This window comes from Rathayibacter sp. VKM Ac-2857, assembly GCF_013205025.1.
In the GTDB taxonomy this organism is placed as follows: domain Bacteria; phylum Actinomycetota; class Actinomycetes; order Actinomycetales; family Microbacteriaceae; genus Rathayibacter.
This window is the reverse complement of the sequence record NZ_JABMLE010000002.1, coordinates 60,198-76,793: the sequence shown is the minus strand read 5'-3', so window position 1 is coordinate 76,793 and position 16,596 is coordinate 60,198. Positions and strand designations below refer to the sequence as shown.

Genomic DNA, 16,596 nt, shown 5'->3' with positions numbered 1-16,596 from the left:
GAGACCGCGGAGCCGGCAGGGAAGGGCGCACGATGACGGACAGCGACACGATCCTCGAGTCCGAGCTCTCGCGCGAGCGCGCGTACGTGGCGGGCCTCTACGCCCGCCTCGACGAGCTGGTCGCGCAGGCCAGGGAGGCGCTCGACTCGGTCCGGATCGAGAGCGTCGGCGGCAACCACCAGAGCCGGTCCGAGCGCGACGCCTTCGCGCGCCTCTACGAGGACCGCATCCGCTCGCTCTCCGGTGCCGACGACCGCCTCGCCTTCGGCCGGCTCACCCTCGCCGACGCCGAGACCGAGCACCGCTACATCGGCCGCATCGGCCTCCGCGACGACGAGCAGGACACCCTGCTGCTCGACTGGCGGGCGCCCCAGTCGGCCGCCTTCTACCAGGCCACCGCCGCCCGCCCGATGGGCACCCGCGCCCGCCGGCACCTGACCCTCCGCGGCCGCGAGGTCATCCGCTTCGAGGACGAGGTCTTCGACGAGGAGCTGCTGCGCGAGGGCACGGCGCTCCAGGGCGAGGGCGCGCTGATGGCGGCCCTCGGCGCCCAGCGCACCGGTCGGATGCACGACATCGTCGCGACCATCCAGGGCGAGCAGGACCGCATCATCCGCTCGGAGCTGCGCGGCGTGCTCGTCGTGCAGGGCGGTCCGGGCACCGGCAAGACCGCGGTGGCGCTGCATCGCGCCGCCTACCTCCTCTACTCGCACCGCGACCGCATCGCCTCCTCCGGGGTGCTCGTCGTCGGGCCGTCGCGCTCGTTCCTGCGCTACATCGAGGCGGTGCTGCCCTCGCTCGGCGAGACCGGCGTCGTGCTCTCCACCCTCGGTCAGCTCTACCCGGGTCTCGACCTCGTCGAGGAGGACCGCCCCGCGGTCGCCCGGGTCAAGGGCTCCTCGCGGATGGCCGAGCTGCTCAAGCGCGCCGTCCGCTCGCGCCAGGCCGTCCCGGCCGAGACGCTGGTCCTCGACGTCAACGGCGAGAAGCTGCGGCTCGAGCCGCACGAGGTGGAGCGTGCGATCACCCGCGCCCGCGACTCCCGCAAGCCGCACAACGAGGCCCGCGTCACCTTCGTCAAGGCGATGATCACGCAGCTCACCCGCCAGCTCGCGGATCAGCTGCGCAGCCACGGCAACACGGTCGACGAGGCCGACGAGGCGGTCCTCCGCGAGGACGTCCGCACCGCCTACGACGTCCGCGTCGCCCTCAACACCGCGTGGATCCCGCTCACCCCGGAGAAGCTGCTGCAGGACCTCTACGCGCGGCCGAACTGGTTCGCCTCGCTCACGCCGCGCTGGACTCCGGAGCAGCGCGCCCTGCTCCGCCGCGACCGCGACGCCGCCTTCACCGTCTCCGACGTGCCGCTGCTCGACGAGGCGGCCGAGCTCCTCGGCGCCTACGACGACCACGCCGACGCGCAGAAGAAGGCCGAGAAGGAGCAGCGCCGCCGCGACGTCGAGAACGCCGAGGCCGCGATCCGCAACATGGGCGTCGACGGGCTCGTGAACGCCAAGGACCTCGCGGCTGGCTTCGCCGAACGCACCAGCGTCGGCACCACCGCCGAGCGCGCGGCGGCCGACCGCTCCTGGACCTACGGCCACGTCGTGGTCGACGAGGCGCAGGAGCTCTCGCCGATGCAGTGGCGGGTGCTGCTGCGGCGCTGCCCGATGCGCTCCTTCACCATCGTCGGCGACGTCGCCCAGGCGTCCGGCGCCTCCGCCGCCTCCAGCTGGGACGCCGCCCTCCGCGACACCTTCGGCCGCCAGGGCCGCGAGGGCGAGGCCGCGCCGTGGCGCCTCGAGGAGCTGACCGTCAACTACCGCACGCCCGCGCAGATCGTCGCCTACGCCGAGCGCACCGCGCGCGAGAACGGACTCGAGATCACCCCGGGCGAGGCGGTGCGCTCCACGGAGTGGCCGGTCCGCACCGTGCGCGACCGCGGCGACGCCGTGCTCGCCGACCGGGTGCTCGCCGTCGTCCTGGAGGACCGCGCGATCGGGGACGGCACGCTCGCCGTGATCGCGCCCGACGACGAGCTCGACGCCATCACCGCGCGGCTGGAGCAGGAGCTCGGCCGCGAGGTCGGCCGCGGCTCCCGGGGACTCGACCGGCCGGTCGCCGTGCTCTCGACGGCCGACGCGAAGGGGCTCGAGTTCGACTCCGTCGTCATCGCCCGGCCGCGGCTGATCGCGGCGGAGGAGCGGGGCGCTGCCTCGCTCTACGTCGCGATGACCCGGCCGACGCAGCGCCTGACCCTGGTGGAGTGAGCCGGATGCGGTCGGGGGAGCGGCCGGATCGAGCGCTCAGGGCGTCCCTCCTAGGATGGAGAGCATGAGCAGCGAGAACCTGACCAAGCCCGAGCTCGACGCCCCCGACGGCCCGGCCCCCGACACCCTCGTCGTCGAGGACCTCGTCATCGGCGACGGCGCCGAGGCCCAGCCCGGCTCCACCGTCGACGTGCACTACCTCGGCGTCGAGTACGACACCGGCGAGGAGTTCGACTCCTCCTGGAGCCGCAACCAGTCGATCAACTTCCCCCTCAACAACCTCATCCGCGCCTGGCAGCAGGGCATCCCCGGCATGAAGGTCGGCGGCCGTCGCAAGCTGATCTGCCCGCCCGCCCTCGCCTACGGCCCCGCCGGTGGCGGCCACCCCCTCTCCGGCAAGACCCTCATCTTCGTGATCGACCTCCTCGGCACCAAGTAGCCCGCACTCGGCCCGAGCTGGTCGAGCAGCCCCGAAGGGGCGTCTCGATTCATGCTGGTCGAGTAGCCCCGAGGGGGCGTCTCGATTCATGCTGGTCGAGTAGCCCCGAGGGGGCGTCTCGATTCATGCTGGTCGAGTAGCCCCAGAGGGGCGTATCGAGACCCACCCCGCAAGCCCTGAAGGCGCAGCCCCCGATCACCGGGGCCTGCGCCTTCGTCGTTCCCCGCCGCCACCTCTCAGCGCGGCTGCGCCTTCTTCACCCGGTCCACCAGCTCGCGCCAGGCCCCGTCGAGCTCCGTCTCGCCGAGCCGCACCGTGTGCGTCTGCACCCGGATCTCGTAGACGAACCGGTCGGGCCGCCCGCCGGCGACCGCCGCGGCACGAGGCCGATCGTCCCAGTCCAGCGAGCCGAGCAGGTCGTGCCAGGCGCGCTCGTCCGGCTGCGCGTCCACATCGATCCGCCAGACCCGGCGGAGCCCGGCGAAGCCGCCACTGCGCGACACGATCACATCCATGGCCGCGATCGTACGCGCCTGCCCCTGACCATGCTGATCGAGCAGCGGGCGCCCCTGCTGATCGACCAGCCCGCCCGGCGGGCGTCCCCTGCTGATCGAGCAGCCCGCGCAACGGCCGTCCCCTGCTGATCGAGCAGCCCGCGCAACGGCCGCCCCTTGCTGATCGAGTAGCCCGCGCAGCGGGCGTATCGAGATCCACCATCACCGAGAGGCGAGTCTGCAGACCCTGCTGCTGACGACGGTGGGTCTCGATACGCCCCTGCGGGGCTACTCGACCAGCATGAAGCGCGGGCAGCAGGAGGGCCCACCCCGCGGGTCAGCCGGCGAGCGCGACCCCCACCGTCGTCCAGCCGGTGCGGACCGCCGCCTCGACCTCGGAGCCGGCGCCGAAGCGCTCGGCCGCGGCCGCCACGGTGAGGGCCGCGAAGCCCTCGAAGTCCGCTGTCGCCGTGAGCACGCCGCCGGTCAGCACGTCGTACCAGACCCGCCCTGCGCGCTCCCACGAGGGACCGCCGAGCTCGATCGCCGCGACCGCGAACGCGCGGTTGGGGATGCCGGAGTTGATGTGCACGCCGCCGTTGTCGTCCTCGGTGTCGACGTAGTCGGCCATCGAGCCGGGCTGCGGGTCCTTGCCGAGCACGTCGTCGTCGTAGGCGGTGCCCGGCGCGATCATCGAGCGCAGCGCGGTGCCCTGCACCTCGTCGGTGAAGAGGCCCTCGCCGATCAGCCAGCTCGCGTCCGCCGCGCCCTGCCCGGCGCCGAACTGCTCGAGCATCGCGCCGAAGACGTCCGAGATCGACTCGTTCAACGCTCCGGACTGCCCCCGGTAGACGAGGTTCGCGGTGTACTCCGTGATCCCGTGCGCCAGCTCGTGGCCGATCACGCTCTGCGAGACCGTGAAGCGGCGGAAGACCTGCCCGTCGCCGTCGCCGAAGACCATGCGCGAGCCGTCCCAGAAGGCGTTGTCGTAGTCCTCGCCGAAGTGCACCGTGGCGTCCAGCGGCAGCCAGGCGTCGTCGATCGAGTCGCGGCCGAAGGCCTGCTGCAGGAAGTCGGACATCGCCCCGAGGCCGTCGTACGCCTCGTCCGCCGCGGCGTCGCCGGTGGAGGGAGCGCCCTCGGTGCGCACGACGGTGCCGGGGAGGGTCTCGGTCGACTGCGCGTCCGAGATGGTCCGCTGGAGGGCGGCGACCCGCTCCGCGCGGGGGACCGGCGACGCGGTGGCGGTCGAGCGACCGGGGGAGGGCTCGCCCGGCCGGACGCGACGGAAGGGCACGTCCTGCTCGAGCGAGCGGCTGGCCGCCCGCGCGGCCCGGGCGAACGCCGGGTCGTCGAGTCGGGCGATGCGGACGAGGAGATACGGCGGCACGACTGTTCTGCTCATGGCCCGATCCTCGCACCCACCCCCGACACGGTCGCGGGCTCGCCGCTCGCGGCCCGATGCGGTAGCGGGGGTCGCGCGCTAGCCTGGCGAGCGACGAGCGGCATCCACGGACCGGGGCGCACCCGAGGACTCGAAGGCGGACATGGGCATCATCACGCGGGGCTTCTTCGGCAAGCGCGAGCAGAACCCGGACATCCCGCCGGGCCAGTACCTGGAGAAGGGCTTCCCCGTCCTCTCGATCGGGCCGACCCCGAACATCCACGAGTGGGCCTTCTCGATCGACGCCGGCCCCGCCGGGGTACGACGCTGGACGGCGGACGAGTTCGCCGCGCTGCCCCGCGAGGACATCCACACCGACCTCCACTGCGTCACCCGCTGGTCCAAGCTCGCCACGAACTGGCGCGGCGTCTCGGTCGACCTCCTGCTCGACGGCATCGAGAGCGACGCCGGCTTCGTGATGGCACAGAGCTACGGCGGCTACACGACCAACCTGCCGCTCTCCGAGATCCGCGACGGCAAGGCCTGGATCGCGACCGAGTTCGAGGGCGCGCCGCTCGCGGCCGAGCACGGCGGACCCGCGCGGCTGCTCGTGCCGCACCTCTACCTCTGGAAGAGCGCGAAGTGGGTCCGCAGCCTCCGCCTGATGCCCGGCGACGAGCCCGGCTTCTGGGAGCAGAACGGCTACCACATGCACGGCGATCCCTGGAAGGAGGAGCGCTACTGGTGATCTGGACGGAGGCGGTGACCGAGTCGGTCCTGCCGCTCACTCCGACCTCGCGCCTCATCGCGCTCCGCGTCCCCGGCTGGCCCGGGCACCTCGCCGGGCAGCACCTCGACGTCCGGCTCACCGCGCCCGACGGCTACCAGGCCAGCCGCTCCTACTCGATCGGCGCGCCCGCCGACGGCGACCGCGTCGAGCTGGCCGTCGAGCGCCTCGACGACGGCGAGGTCTCGCCGTACCTGGTCGAGGGACTGGAGGCGGGCGACCGCCTCGAGGTGCGCGGCCCGATCGGCGGCTGGTTCGTCTGGCGCGCCGAGCAGACCGAGCCGGTGCAGCTGATCGCCGGCGGCAGCGGGCTGGTCCCGCTGATGGCGATGGCCCGCGAGCACGGCCGCGTTGGCAGCGCCGCCCCGATGCGCCTGCTCTACTCCGTGCGCTCGAGCGTCTTCGCCTACTACCGCGACGACCTGCGCGCGCTCGGCGAGCTGTCCCGCGATCGCGGCGGCGTCGAGACCGAGCTGATCTACACGCGCGTCGCCCCGCCCGGCTCCGCCCGCCCCGCCGGCCGCCTCACCCCCGAGCTGCTGGCCGCGACAGCGATCCCCGCCTCCGAGGAGCCGACGGTCTACGTCTGCGGCCCCACCGCCTTCGTCGAGGCCGTCGCCACGGCCCTGGTCGCCCAGGGCCACGACCCCGCCCGGGTCCGCACCGAGCGCTTCGGCGGCCCCTAGGCTCTGCCCCCCTCCGCGAGATGCCACTTGTGCACGCGACACGCCGCGAAAGGCGCGCACAAGTGGCATCTCGCGGAGGGGGATCGGCGCGCGCGCCCGGAGCTACGGGCGCGCGGAGGTGCGGAGCGGTCTCGCGCGCCATCGAAGGGTGATTCCGCGTCGAGGACCGCCCCATCGGACTGACCGGACGGTTAAGGAGTGCGACGACGTCCGCCGAGCCCACTCTTATGTGAGGAATCCTCCTGACGCGTGCCGACGGAGTCGAGCTTTCGTTACGTTCGTGGAGCGATGTGAGGAAGCGTCGCTTATTCCAGAAGGAGCACCCATGAAACGTCGAACAGTACTCGCCGCTCTCGGAGCGACCGTCGTCAGCGCATCCGTCGTCTCGGCCGTCCCCGCCTCCGCCGCCGACCACGTCGGAGAGGTCGCCGCTCCGGCCGATCTCCGCAACGGCGATCAGATCGTCTCGCGGAACGGCCGCACTCGTCTGGTGATGCAGCCGGACGGCAACGCCGTCATCTATGCCAAGGACGATTCAGCGCTGTGGAAGAGCGACACGGACGGCAACAGCGGAGCGAGGCTGGCGATCCAGGCCGACGGCGGGCTGGTCATCTACCGGGCGACCGACAACAGCGTCGTCAAGGTCCTGCGGGCGGGCGGATCCGGCGCTGCGTCGCGCAGGCTCGTCATGCAGAACGACGGCAATCTCGTGCTGCTGTCGACGTCCGACTCGGCCCTCTGGTTCAGCGGAACCGAGACGAAGCCGATCTTCTACACGGATTCCATTCCGGTCGGGTCCGAGATGGCGTACGGCGATACGCTCCGATCCCCTTCGGGGCAGTTCCGACTCGTCATGCAGGGCGACGGCAATCTGGCCGTCTACACGCCCGGCAATCAGATCGTCTTCCAGTCGTACACGAGCGGCGCGGACTGCCGATTCGTCCCGCAGGCGGACGGCAATCTCGTCATCTATCGGGGATCCGGTCCTTCCATCTGGCAGACGTATTCCACGGGAACGGCGGCGAAGCTCTCGCTGCAGGACGACGGGAACATCGTCCTCTACCGTTCTGACGGCACTGCGGGATATCGCTCGAACACCTTCTCTGCGGCTCTCATCGCCGGAGAGGCTCTCCAGCCCGGACATCACCTGTCCAACAACGGCTACAAGGCGATCATGCAGGCCGACGGCAATTTCGTGATCTACGACCGGTCCAACGCTGTGCAGTGGCAGACCCGCACGTCGGTCCCCGGCTCCGTCGCGTCGATGCAGAGCGATGGCAACTTCGTCATTCAGAACGGCGCCAATGTGCGGTGGCAGGCGTCGACCGCAGGCCGTCAGGGCAAGAGGGTCGTTCTCGAGACGGACGGCCGACTGCTGATGACCCGCGACGACGGAGTGAGCGTCTGGAACAACGTGACCGGAACGGCCGTGCCCGCGACGTGGCAGCTCCCGTTCGAGGGCACGTGGCGAGTGACGACGGAGTTCCAGGTCAAGGACAGCGCCCACCCCAACGGCCACCGAGGTCTCGACTGGGGGCTGCCGCAGAACTGGCCGCAGCGCGCCATGAGCGACGGCACGGTGGTCCTCGCCACCACGTCCGACCCCACGTACGGACACAGGGTCGACATCCGGCACGCGGACGGGGTCGTCTCACTGCTCGGCCACCTGATCGCCGGATCGCCGATCGTCTCGGTCGGCGATCGGGTCACGAAGGGGCAGGTCGTCGGCTACACGGGGAACACCGGCGTCAGCTTCGGCAACCACTGCCACCTGACGATCACGCAGAACGGGAACCTCCTCGACCCGCGCATCTTCTTCGAGTCCCGCGGCATCGCCGTCGACTAGCGCTGACCTCCCGCGAGATGCCACTTATGAGCGCGACACGCCGTGAAAGGCGTGCACAAGTGGCATCTCGCGGGAGGGGAGGGGGGCGGGCGGCTACTCGAAGCTGACGGTGCGGTTCTCGCCGATGTCGGGCTGGCCGCCGGTGACGGCCGCCTTGGCGACCTTGAAGAGGACGACGGGGGCGGGGGAGTCGGTCACCCAGAGCTCGACGGTCTCGGCCGAGACGCGCAGCAGCGCGACGCTCGGGTCGTCCTTGCCGTCCGGGAACCAGGCCGAGATCGAGGGCGACCACAGCTCGTCCACCTTGGCGGGGTCGTGCACGACGGTCGCCGAGCCGGCCACCGACAGGTAGCCCTTCTTCGACTCGAACGCGACGTTGACGCTCGGGTTGGCGCGGATGTCGTCGACCTTCGCCGACGGGTCCTGGGTGAAGAACCAGAGGTCGCCGTCGAAGTCGATGTCCTGCGCGGCGAGCGGCCGGCTGACGAGCTGCCCGGTCTCGTTGACGGTGGTGAGGAGTCCGATCTTCGCGCTCTTCACGATCTCGGTGATCTGAGCGCGGTCGTCGTCCGTGGCGGGGGTGATGGAGGTGTCGGTCATGGCCCCGACGCTACGCGGAAGCACGGACGCCGCAAGGGGTGGCGAGCGCGTCGACGGCCTGGCTAGCGTCGAGGGATGGACACCACCACGTACACGGCCATGCTCGACAGCGGCGCGGAGCAGGAGAGCATCCGCCTCGAACTCATCGACGGCTCCCCGCAGCGCTCCCTCACCCGCGTCGCCGACATCGACGGCGAGGAGGTCGAGGTCGTCTGGGAGCTGGACGGCGAGATCGACGGCTTCCACGTCTACCGCCCCGTCCGCGTCGAGGGACGCGACGACGACAGCGGCGAGGTCTCGGACGACCTCACCGACGGCAACGCCGCCGGCGCCTACGCCGGCGAGTGACCCCGCGACCGCGCCGCTCGCTCCACGGGCGGCGGCGCGGTCACCCCACCACGTGCCTCAGGCCACCGGATGCAGCGCGTCGTAGCGCCGGAAGCCCGGGCTGAGCCGCAGCACCGCCGCCAGGATCAGGACGATCGCCAGCCCGCCGGCCAGCGGCGGCAGCCAGAGCAGCGCGAGCGAGGCCAGCAGCCCCGTGTAGAGGTCGCCGACCCGCGGCCCGCCCGTGACCACCACGATGAAGACGCCCTGCAGCCGCCCGCGCATGTTGTCGGGCACCGCCGTCTGCAGCATCGTCTGCCGGAAGATCGAGCTGACGTTGTCGGCCGCGCCGGCCCCGGCGAGCGCGACCGAGGCCGCCGCGATCAGGCCGAGGTTCGGCTCTGCGGCGTCGTGCGCCGTCAGCTCCGCCACCAGCAGGACCGCGCCGAAGCCGACGATCAGCGCGCCGTACGCCTGGATCGACCGGCCGATCGCGAGCCCCTGGCTCCGCACCCCGGTCAGCCGCCCGGAGAAGACGCTGCTGAGCAGCGCCCCGACCGCGTACGCCGCGGTGAGGATCCCGACCGTCACCGCCCCGCCGCCGAGCAGCAGCGCGGCCGCCGCCGGGAAGACCACGCGCGGCTGCCCGAAGGTCATCGCCACGATGTCGACCAGGAACGACAGCCGGATGTTCGGCGCCCCGCGGAGGAAGCGCAGTCCGTAGCGCAGCGACTCCAGGCCCGGCCGCTGCCGCTCGCCCTCCGGCACCAGCGCGGGCAGCCCGGCGATGCCGAGGAAGGCCGCGAGGAAGAGCACCACGTCGATCGTGTAGGTCACCGCGAAGCCGGAGGAGGCGACCAGCACGCCCGCGAGGGCCGGCCCGACCGTCACCTCGACTCCGCCGGCGATCCCGCCGAGCGCCGCTGCGGCCGGCACCAGCTCGAGCCGGAGCAGCCGCGGCGCAACGGTCATCCGGGTCGCGCCGATGATGGTCGTCGCCACGGCGTTGACCGCCGTCAGCGCGTAGAGCGTGAGCGGCGTCTCGGTGCCGAGCCAGGCCAGCGCCGCGATCCCCGCGGTCGAGCCCCAGGCGACGATGGCGGAGAGCAGCAGTACCAGCCGGCGGTCGAAGGCGTCGGCGAGCATCCCGCCGTAGAGTCCGGCGATGACCGTCGGCACCAGCGCCACCACGCCGACCATCGCGACGGCGAGCGTCGATCCGGTCAGCGCGTAGATGTGCAGGCCCACGGCGACGATCGTCATCTGCCCGCCGATGCCGGAGATCACGTTGCCCGCCCAGAGTCGGGCGAAGGCGGGGGACTCGCGGAGGGGGGAGAGGTCGACGACGTGGCTGCGTCGCGGTGCGGAGGGAGGCTGGCTCACTCGCTCCATTCTCGTCCCTCCGCGGTCGTCCCGCCCCGGACGCGGGCGCACGGGGCCGTGCAGGCGGAGACCGTAGGGTAGGGGGATGAGCACGTCATCCGACGGCGCGCCCCGACGCCCGCGCAGCACCGCGTCGCGCGTCGCCGGAGCCGCCCCCGCGCGCCGCGCCGCCGCCCCCGCTCCGCGCTCCCGGACCCGCCCCGCGCGCTCGAGCGCCGCCGCCTCCGGAGGCCGTCTCGCCGCGCTCCGCCGCCGCTACGGCGCCGCGACGGCGTCGATCCTCCTCGCGATCGTCGTCGTCCCTATCGCCTTCTTCGTCTGGTACGCGATCATCTCCCTCGGCGCCTTCCCGGGCGACCAGGCCGTCAGCGATCTGCTCGTCGGCGTCCTCTACACCGCGATCATCCACGCGCTCCTGCTCACCGGCGTGCTGCTCGGCGTCTCCTCGATCCGCGCGCGGCGCCGCGAGGGCCGGCCGCCGATCGCCGGCTGGATCGGCGTGGTGCTGAACGTGCTCGTCGTCATCGGCTGGGAGCTGCTCGTCTCGCCGTGGCTCGTCGAGCTCTGGAACCGGGCCGTCGGCGCCTGATCCGCCGGCGCCCGTCCGTGGGCGCCCGATCCCGCCGCCCACCGGACCTCGCGCTCTGGTAGGCTCCTCAGGTTGCCGTCCAACGGCCGCGGATCAAGAGAGCCCACGCATCAGGCGCCGGGCACCGCGCAACGAGAGAGAGGGGATCCCATTCATGGCACTCGAAGCAGACGTCAAGAAGGCGATCATCGAAGAGTACGCGACCCACCCCGGTGACACCGGATCCCCCGAGGTGCAGGTGGCCGTCCTGACCAAGCGGATCAAGGACCTCACCGAGCACCTCAAGGAGCACAAGCACGACCACCACTCGCGTCGTGGTCTGCTGCTGCTCGTGGGTCAGCGCCGTCGACTCCTCGGCTACCTGTCGGACGTGGACATCAGCCGCTACCGCTCGCTGATCGAGCGTCTCGGCCTCCGTCGATAGTCCTCCTCGCTCCTCCCCTCATCGGGTCGAGCGCGGAGTCTCGATGACACCGCGATCTTCTTCAGAACGGGCCGCTCTCCTCCGGGAGGGCGGCCCGTTCCGCGTTTCCTGAGTGGCACCCCCGGAGCCCCTGCTCAGTCCAGGCGCTCCGGCCGGTCCACCCCGCCCCAGGAGAAGCCGTCCGCCGCCGCGAACCAGTCGTCCGCCGACCGGGCGAGTGCGGCGTCCGCCTCGGGTCGTCCGGGCAGCGCCAGAGCCTCGGCGAGACCGGGGAGGCTCCACTGGTCGTCGAGGGCCTTCGCCTGCGCTCGCTGCCAGGCGTCGGCGCAGGCGGGCTCGCCGGCGGCCCGGGTGATCGAGTCGGCGCCGGGGGCGGCGCCGTCCCGCACCAGCGCGAGCGCGCAGGTCAGCGCGGCCGTGCGCACGACGCTCCGCGGCGCCCGCGGCGGCTCGGTGGCACGGACCTGATCCTGCGCGCCGACGACCGCGGTCAGCGCGAGGAACAGCCGCGTCGCCTCCTCGTCGGGCCGCGGTGCCAGCCGGCCCGGGCCCGCGGAGATCGCGGCGGACGCACCCGGAGGGAGCACCAGGCCGCGGCCGATCCGAGCGGAGTACGCGCTCAGCAGTCCGGTGACCCCGGCGTCGCGGCTCGGATCGTTCTGACCGACCACGCCGCGCACCCCGGGATCGCTCAGCACCCAGACGACGGGGGTGTCGTTGTGGATCGTCAGACTGCGGTGGTCGGCGTCGATGCAGGCCAGCAGATGCCCGGCCAGCGCCTCACCCTCGCGGTCGAGCACGGAGGAGGCGGCGAGCAGCTCGCGCGGTTCGTCGCACGGCCCGGTCGTCCCGCCCGCAGCGGAGGGCAGACCGGCGAGGGGAGCGAGGGCGGCGAGGGCGAGCGCGAGCACCGCGATCGCGGCGGCGGAGGCGGCGGTCGCCCCGAGGAGCCGCCCGGGGGAGTCGCTGCGCACGGCGGCGACGGAGCGATCCGGCCGCACTCCCTGGCGCCGCACTTCACCCCGCCGCACTCGATCGAGCGCGGACGCCACCGTGCCTCGACGCACCATGCGGGACTCCCTCTGCTCGGAGGCTAGACCCGGAACAGGCGTCTGACCAGGGGCGGAGCGAGGCGCGCGGAACCGCGGCCGGAATTCCTTCGAGAAATCTCCGGAACGGTGCATCCGCGGAGGCCGCTCGGACGGAAGTAGTGGTGAAGGCCCTTCTCGAGAACCCACCGACCCGCCCGCGGGTCCCATCGTGAAAGAGGAACACCGTGACCACCTCCCGCCTCACCCACCGCCTGCTCGCCGGAGCCTGCCTCGGCACCCTCGCCGTCGCCGGCCTCGCCGCCGCCCCCGCCAGCGCCGCCGACGCCGACTCGGCCGACCTCTACGTGCTGCACGCGGTGCCCGACACCCCGGTCGACGTGTACGTCAACGGAGCACTGACGCTCGACGACTTCACGCCCGGCTCGCTGGCCGGCCCGCTCGACCTGCCGACCGGCACCTACACCGTCGCGATCACCGCCGCGGACGCCGCCGACGCGAGCGCCCCCGTCATCGGCCCCGTCGACCTCGCGCTCGAGGCCGGCAAGAGCTACACCGTCGCTGCGCACCTCAAGCCCGACAACACCCCCACCGCCACGCTGTTCCCGAACGACATCTCCGCCACTGCAGCCGGGGAGGGACGCCTCACGGTCCGCCACATCGCCGCGGCCCCCGCCGTGGACATCCTCGCCGGCGGCTCGCCGGTGCTGACGAACGTGACCAACCCGAACGAGGGCATCCTCAACCTCGCTCCGGCCACGATCTCGACCGTCGTCGCCGCGACCGGGACCACGACCCCGGTCATCGGCCCGGCCGACGTCCAGGTCCAGGAGGGCGTCAACACGATCGTCTACGCCTGGGGCAGCCTGGAGAAGGGCAACCTCGCCCTCGCGACGCAGACCATCGGCGGACTGCACTCCTCGCCGTCGGGTGTCCCCGCCGGTGAGGCCGGCCTCGCCGCCGACAACCGCACCGACGCGGCCGCGGGCTGGTGGGGCGCTGCCGCGCTCGCCTCGCTCGCGCTGATCGGCGCCGCGCTGGTGGGCCGCCGCAAGGCCGTCGCCGGTCGCTGACCGACGGTGAGCACCGCCGGTCGCTGACCGGCGACGAAGACCGCCGGTCGCGAACCGGCACCGAAGACCGCCGGCCCGGCGTGCCCCGCACTCCGGGCCGGCCGCCGACCACGAGGAAGGAGGACGTGATGAGCAGGACCCCCCGTCTGCCGCGCGTCCTCCTCGTGGTCGGCTCGATCGTGGTCGGCGTCGGCCTCGGCGGCTGCTCGGCACAGGCGGTCGGGGTCGTGCCCGCCCCTGACGCGAGCCCGCCGGTCCAGACGTCGACGCCGGCCGCGATCCCCTCCAGCACTCCCACCGCCCCCGCCGTGCCGGACGTCCCCGTCGCCGACGCGCGACTCGGGGCAACGCCTACGCCGGTCGTGCTCGCGCCGACCCGGCTGGTCGTCGACGGCCTGCCGATCGACATGCCGGTGCAGCCGGTCGAAGTCGCCGACGACGGCACCATGGAGCTGGTGCCCGACACCGACGTCGCCGGTTGGTACCGCTTCGGCCGCGGACTCGATGCCGCCGAGGGCACCACCGTGATCGCCGCGCACGTCGACTCGCTCACCTACGGGCTCGGCCCGTTCGCCGAGCTGAAGAAGGCCCAGCCCGGTCAGCGGATCGGGCTGACCGGTGAGGACGGCGTCCAGCGCGTCTACACCGTCGACACGGTCGAGACGACCGAGAAGACCGCGGTCGACCTCTCCAGCGTCTTCGTCCAGGACGGCCCCGCCCGGCTGGTCCTGATCACCTGCGGCGGCGACTTCGACTACGACACCCGGCACTACCTCAGCAACGTGGTCGTCACCGCGACCCCCTCGACCTGACCGCCCGACGATGACCGTGCTCGACCACCCCTGTGCTCCCGGTGAGAGCGCGCCGTAGCATGAGCATCGCCGCAGCACCCCGCGCCGTCGAGCCACCGGCTCCTCCGCCCCGGTGCCGCCCCCAGTCCAGGAGGACCCCCCTGAGCGACGCCCAGACCCGCGAGCCCGACGACGAGGCCGCCGACGAGCGCGCCCTCGTCCAGCGCCTCGGCCTGCGCTTCGCGGCGGGGGAGGAGTCGGCGCTCGCCGAGGCCTACTCCCGCTGGTCGCCGCTCGTCTTCACCCTCGCGCTGCGCTCGCTCGGCGACCGCGGTGATGCGGAGGACGTGGTCCAGCGCGTGTTCGTCTCGGCCTGGACGGGGCGCGGCAGCTTCGACCCCGGCCGGGCCGCCCTCGGCGCCTGGCTGGTCGGCATCTCGCGCAAGCGCATCGCCGACGCCCACGAGAACCGGTCGCGCGAGCGCCGGCTCACCGCCGCGCTGGTCGCGGTCGCCCCGATCGACGAGGGCGAGGCGCCGGTCGATCTCGAGGAGCGGGTCCTGGTGGCGGACGAGCTCGCCCGCCTCGATCCGGTCCCGCGGCGGGTGATGAGCCTCGCCTTCTACGACGACCTGACGCACACCGAGATCGCCGAGCGCACCGGGCTCCCGCTCGGCACCGTCAAGAGCCACATCCGCCGCAGTCTCGACAGACTCCGCTCCCGATTGGAGGTGAGCAGCCCATGACGCACCTCGATCCCGACGAGCTCGCCCTCCTCGCCCTCGGCGAGGACTCCTCCGCCGACGCCGCCGCCCACCTCGAGGCGTGCCCCGAGTGCGCCCAGCAGCTGGTCGAACTCGGCCACGCCGCCGGTCTCGGCAGGCAGAGCCGCTCGCTGGTGCTCGAGACCCCGCCGGCCGAGGTCTGGGACCGCATCCGCGGGGAGCTGGGGCTGGGGACGACTCCGGAGGCCCCGATCGCTCCGGTGACCGCGCTTCCTGTCGGCCGCCACACGCCGTCGCGACGCCGACCGCGCTCCCGCCGACTGCTTCCGGCGGCGCTCGCCGCCCTCGCGGCCCTCGCGATCGGCGTCGTCGGCGGCTTCTGGCTGCAGGCGTCGCGGAGCACCGACGCGGTCGTCGTGGCACGCGCCGACCTCGCCGCCTTCCCCGACTGGCAGGGCGCGAGCGGCAGCGCCGAGCTCGAGGACGCCGACGGCGAGCGGCAGCTCGTCGTGCACCTCGACGCGGAGGGCGCGGCCGACTCCTACCGCGAGGTCTGGCTGATCGCCGCCGACGCCACCGGACTGGTGGGGCTCGGCGTGCTGGACGGCACAGACGGCCGCTTCACGGTCCCCGCCGACATCGACCTCGCCGAGTACTCGCTCGTCGACATCTCCGAGGAGCCCGACGACGGCGACCCGCAGCACTCCGGCGACTCGATCGTCCGCGGACCGCTGCGGGAGAGCGGACCGCAGGCGGGCGACTGAGCGCCGGGCGAGAGCTGAGGGCCCGCGGGCGCCCTCCTCAGACCGGCTCCGCCCGCTCGGCCAGCAGCGCGACGAGCGCCTGCACGGCGGCCGAGGGGCGCGGCGGGCTGCAGACCGAGACCTCCCAGACCAGCCCGGGCCAGTCCAGATCGATCGCGGTCACCCCGGCCAGCGGGCTGATGCCCGAGCGCGGGACCACCGCCGGCCCGAGGCCGGCCTGGACGAAGCGCGGGATCGCGGGCAGATCGGCGACCTCGGTCGCGACCCGCCGCGTCGCTCCGGCCGCGCGGAAGGCCCGGTCCACGCTGACGCGGTTGCCGAAGCCGGCCGGGGTGTCGATGAAGGCGACCCCGTCGAGGTCCGCGGGGGAGGGCCGCACCAGCCGCGCCAGCGGGTGCTCGCTCTCGACCAGCAGAACGTAGCCGTCCCGGACGACGGTCGTCACGGCGAGATCGTCCAGCTCGGTCACCGGCAGCGCGAGCAGCGCCACGTCGAGCCGGCCGCGGCGGAGGTCCTCCGCCAGCCCCGTCGATCCGCTCGGCGAGGTGCGCAGCAGCAGGTCGACCAGCGGGTGCCGGCGCCGGAACGCGCCGAGGGCGCCCGGCAGATCGAGGATGTCGAGCGCGGAGAAGGTGCCGACCCGGACGCGGCCGCGCAGCCCCGCCGCGTCCTCCGCCGCGAGCGAGCGCATCCGGTCGACGCTGTCGATCGCCGCACGGGCCGAGGGCAGCAGCGCCTCGCCGACGGTGGTGAGCGCGACGCGGCGGGTCGACCGGGTGAACAGCGGCGCCCCGAGGTCCTGCTCCAGCGAGCGGATCGTCGCGGACAGCGTGGACTGCACCACGTAGAGGCGGGCCGCGGCGCGGGTGAAGCTGAGCTCCTCCGCGACGGCGACGAAGGCGGCGAGCTGACGATCGTCCATCCGTGAATCATGCAGCATCCTCGATCAATGCGTCCAGGATCCT

General features: G+C 73.0%; 18 protein-coding genes. 12 read left to right on the top strand and 6 right to left on the bottom strand.

Translation table 11 applies throughout. The features are described 5' to 3' along the window. The first annotated feature begins 32 nt into the window (after positions 1 to 32). Both HQQ86_RS07890 and HQQ86_RS07885 read left to right on the top strand, forming a co-directional pair. Positions 33 to 2,270, top strand: coding sequence for a UvrD-helicase domain-containing protein (locus HQQ86_RS07890; protein WP_173287618.1), 2,238 nt, complete (start codon positions 33 to 35; stop codon positions 2,268 to 2,270). A gap of 64 nt (positions 2,271 to 2,334) precedes the next feature. Further along, complete coding sequence (locus HQQ86_RS07885) at positions 2,335 to 2,709, top strand: FKBP-type peptidyl-prolyl cis-trans isomerase (RefSeq protein WP_123447904.1); 375 nt, start codon at positions 2,335 to 2,337, stop codon at positions 2,707 to 2,709. A 236-nt stretch (positions 2,710 to 2,945) separates the two neighbouring features. On the opposite strand, the gene HQQ86_RS07880 is transcribed toward HQQ86_RS07885, so the two are convergent. Together HQQ86_RS07880 and HQQ86_RS07875 are read right to left on the bottom strand one after the other, a co-directional pair. Then, positions 2,946 to 3,224: a protealysin inhibitor emfourin gene (locus HQQ86_RS07880; RefSeq protein ID WP_173287616.1), complete on the bottom strand. Its 279-nt coding sequence runs from the start codon at positions 3,222 to 3,224 to the stop codon at positions 2,946 to 2,948. A 316-nt stretch (positions 3,225 to 3,540) separates the two neighbouring features. After that, positions 3,541 to 4,608 (bottom strand): M4 family metallopeptidase, encoded by a 1,068-nt coding sequence (locus tag HQQ86_RS07875; RefSeq protein ID WP_173287615.1) that lies wholly within the window; start codon positions 4,606 to 4,608, stop codon positions 3,541 to 3,543. A gap of 142 nt (positions 4,609 to 4,750) precedes the next feature. On the opposite strand from HQQ86_RS07875, the gene HQQ86_RS07870 reads away from it, so the two are divergent. The 3 genes from HQQ86_RS07870 (at position 4,751) to HQQ86_RS07860 (ending at position 7,906) form a co-directional block, all read left to right on the top strand. Next, positions 4,751 to 5,335 carry a molybdopterin-dependent oxidoreductase gene (locus tag HQQ86_RS07870; protein WP_123447901.1) on the top strand — a complete coding sequence of 195 codons (585 nt, stop codon included), beginning with the start codon at positions 4,751 to 4,753 and terminating at the stop codon, positions 5,333 to 5,335. Beyond that, a complete protein-coding gene (locus tag HQQ86_RS07865) occupies positions 5,332 to 6,060 on the top strand; it encodes a ferredoxin reductase (RefSeq protein ID WP_367948588.1) in 729 nt (242 codons plus the stop codon). The genes HQQ86_RS07870 and HQQ86_RS07865 overlap by 4 nt, the downstream gene beginning before the upstream one ends. A gap of 325 nt (positions 6,061 to 6,385) precedes the next feature. Next, on the top strand, positions 6,386 to 7,906 hold the full coding sequence (locus HQQ86_RS07860; protein WP_173287614.1) for a peptidoglycan DD-metalloendopeptidase family protein: 1,521 nt from the start codon (positions 6,386 to 6,388) through the stop codon (positions 7,904 to 7,906). 93 nt (positions 7,907 to 7,999) lie between these two features. Here HQQ86_RS07860 and HQQ86_RS07855 read toward each other — a convergent pair whose 3' ends face one another. Continuing rightward, on the bottom strand, positions 8,000 to 8,506 hold the full coding sequence (locus tag HQQ86_RS07855) for a pyridoxamine 5'-phosphate oxidase family protein (protein ID WP_173287613.1): 507 nt from the start codon (positions 8,504 to 8,506) through the stop codon (positions 8,000 to 8,002). Positions 8,507 to 8,581: 75 nt separating this feature from the next. Here HQQ86_RS07855 and HQQ86_RS07850 point away from each other — a divergent pair, with 75 nt between their 5' ends. Beyond that, entirely contained in the window at positions 8,582 to 8,854 is a 273-nt protein-coding gene (locus HQQ86_RS07850) for a hypothetical protein (RefSeq protein WP_123704987.1), read from the top strand. Positions 8,855 to 8,911: 57 nt separating this feature from the next. Here HQQ86_RS07850 and HQQ86_RS07845 read toward each other — a convergent pair whose 3' ends face one another. Continuing rightward, positions 8,912 to 10,216 (bottom strand): MFS transporter, encoded by a 1,305-nt coding sequence (locus HQQ86_RS07845; RefSeq protein WP_367948587.1) that lies wholly within the window; start codon positions 10,214 to 10,216, stop codon positions 8,912 to 8,914. Positions 10,217 to 10,301: 85 nt separating this feature from the next. Here HQQ86_RS07845 and HQQ86_RS07840 point away from each other — a divergent pair, with 85 nt between their 5' ends. Both HQQ86_RS07840 and rpsO read left to right on the top strand, forming a co-directional pair. Further along, positions 10,302 to 10,805 (top strand): hypothetical protein, encoded by a 504-nt coding sequence (locus HQQ86_RS07840; protein ID WP_173287611.1) that lies wholly within the window; start codon positions 10,302 to 10,304, stop codon positions 10,803 to 10,805. A 154-nt stretch (positions 10,806 to 10,959) separates the two neighbouring features. Continuing rightward, positions 10,960 to 11,229 (top strand): 30S ribosomal protein S15, encoded by a 270-nt coding sequence (gene rpsO, locus HQQ86_RS07835; RefSeq protein WP_123447896.1) that lies wholly within the window; start codon positions 10,960 to 10,962, stop codon positions 11,227 to 11,229. A gap of 134 nt (positions 11,230 to 11,363) precedes the next feature. Here the strand turns inward: rpsO and HQQ86_RS07830 are convergent, their stop codons facing one another. Beyond that, entirely contained in the window at positions 11,364 to 12,203 is an 840-nt protein-coding gene (locus HQQ86_RS07830) for a hypothetical protein (protein WP_173287610.1), read from the bottom strand. A 302-nt stretch (positions 12,204 to 12,505) separates the two neighbouring features. Here HQQ86_RS07830 and HQQ86_RS07825 point away from each other — a divergent pair, with 302 nt between their 5' ends. From HQQ86_RS07825 to HQQ86_RS07810, 4 genes are all read left to right on the top strand, one after another. Then, the gene (locus tag HQQ86_RS07825) at positions 12,506 to 13,351 is read left to right on the top strand and encodes a DUF4397 domain-containing protein (RefSeq protein ID WP_123704985.1); all 846 of its coding nucleotides are present in this window, start codon (positions 12,506 to 12,508) and stop codon (positions 13,349 to 13,351) included. Positions 13,352 to 13,479: 128 nt separating this feature from the next. Beyond that, positions 13,480 to 14,163, top strand: coding sequence for a class F sortase (locus tag HQQ86_RS07820; protein ID WP_173287609.1), 684 nt, complete (start codon positions 13,480 to 13,482; stop codon positions 14,161 to 14,163). A gap of 59 nt (positions 14,164 to 14,222) precedes the next feature. Then, on the top strand, positions 14,223 to 14,888 hold the full coding sequence (locus HQQ86_RS07815; RefSeq protein WP_173287608.1) for an RNA polymerase sigma factor: 666 nt from the start codon (positions 14,223 to 14,225) through the stop codon (positions 14,886 to 14,888). Beyond that, positions 14,885 to 15,631, top strand: a complete 747-nt coding sequence (locus HQQ86_RS07810; protein ID WP_173287607.1) for an anti-sigma factor — start codon at positions 14,885 to 14,887, stop codon at positions 15,629 to 15,631. The genes HQQ86_RS07815 and HQQ86_RS07810 overlap by 4 nt, the downstream gene beginning before the upstream one ends. A gap of 37 nt (positions 15,632 to 15,668) precedes the next feature. On the opposite strand, the gene HQQ86_RS07805 is transcribed toward HQQ86_RS07810, so the two are convergent. After that, positions 15,669 to 16,553, bottom strand: coding sequence for a LysR family transcriptional regulator (locus tag HQQ86_RS07805; protein WP_173287606.1), 885 nt, complete (start codon positions 16,551 to 16,553; stop codon positions 15,669 to 15,671). Positions 16,554 to 16,596 lie beyond the last annotated feature (43 nt).